At 70.1% G+C, this 6,823-nt stretch carries 8 protein-coding genes and 1 pseudogene; 4 read left to right on the top strand and 5 right to left on the bottom strand.

What is annotated here, in order from left to right; translation table 11 throughout:
* Window positions 1–594: 594 nt before the first annotated feature.
* On the bottom strand, window positions 595–963 hold the full coding sequence (locus VN520_RS37170) for a hypothetical protein (protein WP_325751371.1): 369 nt from the start codon (window positions 961–963) through the stop codon (window positions 595–597).
* On the bottom strand, window positions 960–1,235 hold the full coding sequence (locus tag VN520_RS37165) for a hypothetical protein (RefSeq protein WP_325751370.1): 276 nt from the start codon (window positions 1,233–1,235) through the stop codon (window positions 960–962). The genes VN520_RS37170 and VN520_RS37165 overlap by 4 nt, the downstream gene beginning before the upstream one ends.
* Here VN520_RS37165 and VN520_RS37160 point away from each other — a divergent pair.
* Window positions 1,184–1,558: pseudogene (locus VN520_RS37160) on the top strand (helix-turn-helix domain-containing protein); the annotation flags it as partial. The gene VN520_RS37165 and the pseudogene VN520_RS37160 sit on opposite strands and share 52 nt — an antisense overlap.
* A 93-nt stretch (window positions 1,559–1,651) precedes the next feature.
* Window positions 1,652–1,990, top strand: coding sequence for a thioredoxin family protein (locus tag VN520_RS37155; RefSeq protein ID WP_325751369.1), 339 nt, complete (start codon window positions 1,652–1,654; stop codon window positions 1,988–1,990).
* Window positions 1,991–2,079: 89 nt separating this feature from the next.
* Here VN520_RS37155 and VN520_RS37150 read toward each other — a convergent pair whose 3' ends face one another.
* Both VN520_RS37150 and VN520_RS37145 read right to left on the bottom strand, forming a co-directional pair.
* Complete coding sequence (locus VN520_RS37150; RefSeq protein ID WP_325751368.1) at window positions 2,080–2,853, bottom strand: calcium-binding protein; 774 nt, start codon at window positions 2,851–2,853, stop codon at window positions 2,080–2,082.
* Window positions 2,854–3,087: 234 nt separating this feature from the next.
* On the bottom strand, window positions 3,088–3,603 hold the full coding sequence (locus VN520_RS37145) for a lytic polysaccharide monooxygenase auxiliary activity family 9 protein (RefSeq protein ID WP_325751367.1): 516 nt from the start codon (window positions 3,601–3,603) through the stop codon (window positions 3,088–3,090).
* Between the two features lie 582 nt (window positions 3,604–4,185).
* Here VN520_RS37145 and VN520_RS37140 point away from each other — a divergent pair.
* Window positions 4,186–5,358, top strand: a complete 1,173-nt coding sequence (locus VN520_RS37140; protein ID WP_325751366.1) for an acyl-CoA dehydrogenase family protein — start codon at window positions 4,186–4,188, stop codon at window positions 5,356–5,358.
* 406 nt (window positions 5,359–5,764) lie between these two features.
* Here VN520_RS37140 and VN520_RS37135 read toward each other — a convergent pair whose 3' ends face one another.
* Window positions 5,765–6,193, bottom strand: a complete 429-nt coding sequence (locus VN520_RS37135; protein WP_325751365.1) for a hypothetical protein — start codon at window positions 6,191–6,193, stop codon at window positions 5,765–5,767.
* Window positions 6,194–6,396: 203 nt separating this feature from the next.
* On the opposite strand from VN520_RS37135, the gene VN520_RS37130 reads away from it, so the two are divergent.
* Window positions 6,397–6,823 (top strand): Lrp/AsnC family transcriptional regulator (locus VN520_RS37130; RefSeq protein WP_325751364.1); only part of this gene is annotated, 427 nt, incomplete at its 3' end.

The raw sequence follows: 6,823 nt of genomic DNA, 5'->3' as shown, positions 1-6,823 counted from the left end.
TGGATCGAGCGCACCTACCACCGACGCCGACGCCAGAAACGCCTGGCCCGGTTGACCCCCGTCGAGTACGAGACCATCATGACCCCACCCGCAGCCCTGGCTGCATAACCCCACTGTCACCTATCCGTGCAGCAGTCCCGGGCAGTATTGCGGCGTAATACCGCAACCTCAGGCGCCGGAGAACAAGGAACCCGGAGAGTCGGAAGCGCTGTATGTCCCGCTGGCGGCCCCACAGCTGATCCCATGTCCGATCACCCCGGCACTTCCAAGTCCGGCCGCCTACACCCCCCTACAGGCGTTCACTTTTGCACCAAAAGTCACTTTTGCCAGAAAATTTACTTTCCCCTCGCTCAGACCGGATGCGGCAACTTCTTGAGGCGGAAGCCATACGGTGCGAGCACCCTGCCATCGATCCGCGTTCAGCGACCCCAAGAGGGGCGCGCGACGTCGCAGAACACTCACACGACCACGCCTGCGACAAACGCAACACCGGCGCCAGCACCAAGAAGTCGAGCTGGCTACCCCCAGAAATACAAAAAGCGGCCCTCGCCATCCCGGAGCGAGGTCCGGGACGGCGAGGGCCGCTTCATGGGCTCAGGTGCTCAGGTCAATGTCGGGTGGGACTTCGCGTCCGGCGAGGGCGTTGGTGAGGAGCCGGTAGGGGTCGGCCCAGGCGCCGTGGATTCGCGTCCGGGCGCAGTGAAGGGTGCGGGTGAGAGTGGTCTCGGTGTCGGGGTGGATGAGGACCAGGGCGAGGGGTCCGGTGTCGGGCTGCTGGGTGGGGAGAGGGCGCCCGCGTTTCAGGCCGGGCTTGCCGATCCGTACGGCGACGTCGCCGCAGCCGGTCCAGGGGACCGGCCTCTGGTGGGCGGCGAGCATGGCGGTGCATTCCGCGACCGCCTTCTGGGCGCCGGGGTGCATTGGTCCGCTGCCGTGTCCGCATCTGCGGAAGCGGGCGGTCATGAACGCGTCTCCTGGTGGCGCAGCCACTCCTGCCCGTCCGGTCCCAGCGCGTGGTGCGGGAAGGGATCGTGCTCCACGGCTTGGACGTCCGGGTCCCAGAACCACCGGAAGGGGAAGGAGCGCGCCCCCAGCTCGAGGGCGAGGACGGCCCGGTGGTGCCCCTTGAAGACGAAAACGAGCCGGTCGGCTGCTCGGGCGCCCAACAGGAGCGGCTCCCGGATCCCGTCCGTGGACCCGTGCGTCCGCCTCGTACGCACGAGCCGTACGCGCACGTTCCCTCTCCTCGGATATCCGCGACACCGAGGACCACCTGCCCGAGCTGGTGCTGAGCGCCGACGCGGACGGGTTCGCGGACCTGCGTGCCCGCGCCCTCGCACCGCTGCGGACCGTGCCTCCCGCGACCGCACGGCGGCTGGAGGAGACGTTGCGGGCGTGGCTGCTGCACCAGGGCAGGCGGGACGAGGCGGCGGCACTGTTCGTCCATCCCCAGACGGTCTGCCACCGGATGTCGCAGCTGCGGGAGCTGTTCCCGGATCTCGCCTCGCCGCACAGGGTCCTGGAGCTGACGCTGGCGGTCGGCCTTCGGGGCAGCTGACGCGTAGGTCGACCGACCGCGACCACGACCGCGTCCGCACACCTCACGAGGGATGATGGGACGGAGCGACGGAAGGTGAGGCCAGGAGCGCCCATGGCAAAACAGGTTCATTCCCCCCGTGAGGACGCGGAGTTCGATTTCATCCTCGGAATGAGCGGAGTTCCGGTTCTCGCCTACTTCACGGGGACATGGCCCAAGGCGATCGAGCCGTGCCGGGCGATGGACCTCGTCATGAGCGCCATCGCCATCGATCGCAGGGGCCGCCTGACGGTCGTCCGCACCGACATCACACGCTGCCCGTCGACAACCGAGCGATACGGCATCACCGGGGCCCCGTCCTACGTCCTGCTGAAGGAACGAGAGGCGGTGGCGCACGGCACGGGGCCTGTGACCATCGCCGGGGTACGGGAGTTCCTGGACGGCCACCTCTGAGCGGCGCACGTCTCGCGGCCCCTGAAACGCATCCTCGCCAAGCTCCGAAAGCGGATACTCACCCGGACGTGAGAAGGGGCCCGGTGCCGCTACGGGAGGACGAGGTTCCGGCCGGGACCGCCTTCGGTCATGTCCTTCCCCGGGCCGCCCACGAGCATGTCGTCGCCGGCCTGGCCGTGCAGCATGTCGTCGCCGGAGCCGCCGAGGAGGACGTCCTCGCCGTCCCCGCCCATGACGTGGTCGTCGCCCGGGCCCGCGTACACGAGGTCCGTGTCGCCGTAACCCTCGATCATGTCGTCGCCCCGGCCGCCCCACATCCGCTGGTCGCCGTCGTCGCCCATCAGGTGGTCCATGCCGTCGCCGCCGTCCAGGACGACGTGCCCCATGACCATGTCGTTGCCCGCGTCACCTCGTACCGTGTGCGCGGTGTGGGCGTGCAGGGTGTCGTCGCCGGGTCCACCGCTGACGGTGGCCACCCCTGGGTCGCTGGTGACGATCTCGTCGTCGCCGTCGCCGAGCAGGACGGCGATCCGGTCCGGCCGAGAGCTGCCGGTGGGCAGTTCGCAGACGACATACGTCTCGACCTCTGGTTGCAGGTACGTGCAGTGGTCACCAGGCTGGAGCGGCACCGCGTCGCGGAAGCCGATGAGCCGGACCCCGTCGCCCTGGTCCATCGGGACCACGTGGAGGTCGTTGACCTGTCCCGGGGCGGCGGTGAAGGTGATCGCCTGCTTCGCCCAGTCGGCGCCGACGCGGGCCTTGGCCCCGGCGGTGGCGGGAGCCGCGACGGCGGGGGACGCGGCGAGGCCGGCGGCGAGCAGGGCCACGACGGCTGCGCGGGCGGTGACTCGGTGGCGGTTCATGGGACCTCATCTCGATGGGGTGGCCGGCGGGCCGGCCCGGCGGCGTGCTCGCCTGCGTACGAGTGCGGTGCCGCCCGGCGTGATCACCTGCGTACAGGCGAGGTGCTGTGGTGCCCGGAGCGAACGGCGCACCGTTCGCTCCGGGCATGGGCTGTTCGGTTCGTTGAGGTTCTGGTGCCTGCCGGCAGAGCCGGGCGGCGCCGTGGTGCGATGGCACGGTGGTGCGGTCGCGGGTCAGCTCACGTTCACGTCCACGCAGGCGTAGAAGGCGTTGGCGGTGTCGGCGATGTTCCACACGGCCAGCACCTTCTGCTTGCCGGTCAGGCTGCCGAAGTTCACCTGGTGGGTGACGGTCTCGCCCGGCCGGGCGCCACCGTCGTTGAACTCCGCGATCTTCCGGCCGCCCGCGTAGTACTGCCAGGTGTTGGTGGCGTGGCGTGCCGTCAGCCGCCAGTTGAAGCTGGTCGTCCGGCTGACCGGGGTGACCTTCCAGCCTTTGCTGTCGTCGTTGAGCTCGGCGAAGGCGGCGTTCCCTCCGTTGCAGCTCATTAAGCCCTTGGGGCCCTCGACGCTCTGCGGCTCGTACTTGATGGAACCGCAGGGGACCGTGCCGGCGGCGCACTGGGCCTGCCGGCTGGGGGGTGAGGATATGTAGCCGTGCGCGCTCGCGTTGCCGGCGGGCAAGCTGATGGCCAGGAGCGGGGCGATGCCCGCGCCGATGGCGACGGCCAGCGTTTTCTTGCTCTTCATGACAACTCCTCGGTGGGGTCGGTGCCTGCCTGCACGAGCAAGTAAGCGTGTGCATGACAAGCAGTGGCATGCGTGACGGCGGAGCGGTCACGCATGGCTATGAGAGCGTACCCCTCTTGGTCTAGACCAAACTAGGGGTGTGGATGCGGCCGGGCTTCGAACGGGGGAGTCCGCACCGGCTCCTCCCGCCGTCTTCCATGCCGAGGGCCGGCCGCCACCGGTCGACGCGGCCCGCCTCGGCGGGGGTGGCGGGCTCGGGTGTGGGGGGTGTCTGCTGCCCGGTCCGTCAGAAATCGGCATGGACGGGGTGAAGCAGTGGGGAGACCGTAGAAGGACTAGACCACTTAGGTCAATGGTTCGGACCGATTTCCCTGATCAAGGCCCTTGCCGACCGGTGACGCAGGGGCTCCGATCGGGCATACTCAACGCGCCACAGCCGCTGGCCAGCGCCTCCCGTGATCCGGGAAGGCAGGATCGGTTGGGGAGCCGTAGATTTCCGGGCATCGCCCGGGACCACCCGGCGGTGCCGCGCACACCCCGCGCGCATCCGTCGTCACGCCCGACAGGGAGGAGAGCGCCGTCATGTCCGACCGTGCCCCGCAGCCGGTGCAACGCCGTCTGCCCACCGAGGAGTCCCGGCAGCTCGTCGAGCTCGTACGCGACATCGTGTCGAAAGAAGTCACTCCCCGGGCGGCCGAGGAGGAAGAGGCGGGCTTCTTCCCGCGCCCGTTCTTCACCCTGCTCTCCGAGGCCGGCCTGCTGGGACTGCCGTACGACTCCGCACACGGAGGCGGCGACCAGCCGTACGAGGTCTACCTCCAGGTCCTCGAAGAGCTGGCGGCCGCCCGGCTCACCGTCGGTCTCGGCGTCAGTGTCCACTCGCTGGCCTGTCACGCGCTCGCCGGGTACGGCACGGAGGAGCAACGGGCCGCCCATCTCCCGGCGATGCTCTCGGGCGGCCTGCTCGGCGCCTACTGCCTCTCCGAGCCGTCCTCGGGCTCCGACGCCGCCTCGCTCCGTACGAAAGCCGTACGGGACGGCGAGGACTGGGTTCTCACCGGGACGAAGGCCTGGATCACGCACGGTGGTATCGCCGACTTCTACACGGTGCTGGCCCGCACCGGGGAGGAGGGCCCGCGTGGTATCACCGCCTTCCTCGTCCCCGGTGACGCCGAGGGCCTCGCCGCGGCCGTGCCCGAGAAGAAGATGGGTATGAAGGGTTCCCCCACCGCTCAGCTGCACTTCGACGGTGTACGGATCTCCGGCGACCGCCGCATCGGTGACGAAGGGCAGGGCTTCGCCATCGCCCTGTCCGCGCTCGACTCGGGGCGGCTGGGGATCGCCGCCTGTGCCGTCGGGGTCGCCCAGGCGGCCCTGGACGAGGCGGTCGGATACGCCACCGGCCGGCGACAGTTCGGCCGGCCCGTCGCCGACTTCCAGGGGCTGCGCTTCATGCTCGCCGACATGGCCACCAGGATCGAGGCAGGCCGGGCGCTCTATCTGGAGGCGGCGCGGCTCCGCGACGCCGGCCTGCCGTTCTCCCGGCAGGCGGCGATGGCGAAACTGTTCTGTACCGACGCGGCCATGCAGGTGACCACCGACGCGGTCCAGGTGCTCGGCGGATACGGCTACACCCTCGACTTCCCCGTCGAGCGGCTGATGCGCGAAGCCAAGGTGCTCCAGATCGTCGAGGGCACCAATCAGATCCAGCGCATGGTCATCGCCCGTCACCTCGCGGGTCCTGAGACGCGCTGACCCGGGCGGGGCGGCCCGGCCGGGCGGACGCCGTCATGGTCAGGTCCCGTTCCTGGTCATGACGGTCCGGCAGGGCCCGGCCCGAACTCCCCCGAAGACGCGGCACCGCTCGGTGGACGGACGGCTGTGCGCCCTCCCGGGGTGGCGGGCCGGGGCGGCGGTCCGGGCTGAGGCACCGATTCTCCGGACGCCGGTGCGGCGGAACTGCGGCGGACGGGGCGCGCCGTCGTATGCGGCGTGGTCGTACAGAGCCGACGAGGCCGCGGGATTCCGGGTCACTGTCCGGCCGATTCGCGCGCCCGTTCCCCGGGTGCCGCGGCCACCGGCCGGCCGGTGAACTGTCCGCACCACGCCGGCCCGGCCGCCGTGGTGCGCGCGGAGAGGTGCGCCCCCGGAGCGCGGGACCTCAGGCGGCGTGACGCCGCGTCTGCGATGCGTACCGCAGGGGGCGTGAACCCGGACCACCGGCGTGGGAAAAGGGCTGCATCCGCCAGTCGAGTCCCTGAGGGAGCGTCAACAGCAGTGCGGTCTCCTGCTCCTGGACATCGAGGGACTCGTCCGCCGGGCGCGCCCGGGAGGCGTCGCGGTTCGTACCGGGGCAGACGGTGAGCACGAACGGGTTCCACGGCGTGGGGCACAGCGCGTGCTCGGGAAGCACGTCCTCGTCCGCCAGCAGGGCGATCGGCTGGGCGCAGTCCGGGCAGATCACCCGGTACATCTCGAAGGTGTCGTACGCGTCAGGAACGGCGTCCTCGTCAGGAACGGCGTAGGCGGCGTGTACGGGGGTTTCGTCGGGCTCCGGTTCGGTACGTCCGGTGAGCTTCAGGCTCTGCATGGGTCTTTCCCCCCTCGGGTGGGCCGGCAAGGCGACACGGCCTCGGCCACAGCAAGCACTGCCCGCCGGACGCCGGCCGTAACCGTGAGGCCTTCGGCTACCCACCCGTAGAATTGTGGTGTTCGTCACATGCCCCTCGAACGTGCCCTTCCGGGGCTCCTGCGACTGTGCCTGGAGGGACCCTGGGCCGTAGGTTGATCCGCATGGAGGAGCTGGACCGTCAGATCGTGGAGTTGCTCGTCAAGGACGGGCGGATGAGCTACACCGACCTGGGCAAGGCCACCGGCCTGTCCACCTCGGCCGTTCATCAGCGCGTGCGCCGGCTGGAGCAGCGCGGGGTGATCCGGGGCTACGCCGCTGTCGTCGACCCGGAGGCCGTCGGCCTGCCCCTCACCGCGTTCATCTCGGTGAAGCCCTTCGACCCGAGCGCACCGGACGACATAGCCGAACGGCTCGCCGGTGTGCCGGAGCTGGAGGCGTGCCACAGCGTCGCGGGCGACGAGAACTACATCCTCAAGGTGCGGGTCTCCAGCCCTCTGGAGCTCGAACACCTGCTCACCCGGATCCGCACGCTGGCCGGTGTGTCCACCCGTACGACCGTGGTCCTGTCCACGCCCTACGAGGCGCGGC

The organism is Streptomyces sp. (assembly GCF_035563135.1).
Taxonomy (GTDB): Bacteria; Actinomycetota; Actinomycetes; order Streptomycetales; family Streptomycetaceae; genus Streptomyces.
This window is presented reverse-complemented; position numbering and strand designations above follow the sequence as displayed.

Bases quoted from the DNA above. Each gene is read 5' to 3' on its own strand.
- VN520_RS37145 (WP_325751367.1), bottom strand. From the start codon at position 3,603: ATGAAGAGCAAGAAAACGCTGGCCGTCGCCATCGGCGCGGGCATCGCC.
- VN520_RS37135 (WP_325751365.1), bottom strand. From the start codon at position 6,193: ATGCAGAGCCTGAAGCTCACCGGACGTACCGAACCGGAGCCCGACGAA.
- VN520_RS37150 (WP_325751368.1), bottom strand. From the start codon at position 2,853: ATGAACCGCCACCGAGTCACCGCCCGCGCAGCCGTCGTGGCCCTGCTC.
- VN520_RS37170 (WP_325751371.1), bottom strand. From the start codon at position 963: ATGACCGCCCGCTTCCGCAGATGCGGACACGGCAGCGGACCAATGCAC.
- VN520_RS37155 (WP_325751369.1), top strand. From the start codon at position 1,652: ATGGCAAAACAGGTTCATTCCCCCCGTGAGGACGCGGAGTTCGATTTC.
- VN520_RS37140 (WP_325751366.1), top strand. From the start codon at position 4,186: ATGTCCGACCGTGCCCCGCAGCCGGTGCAACGCCGTCTGCCCACCGAG.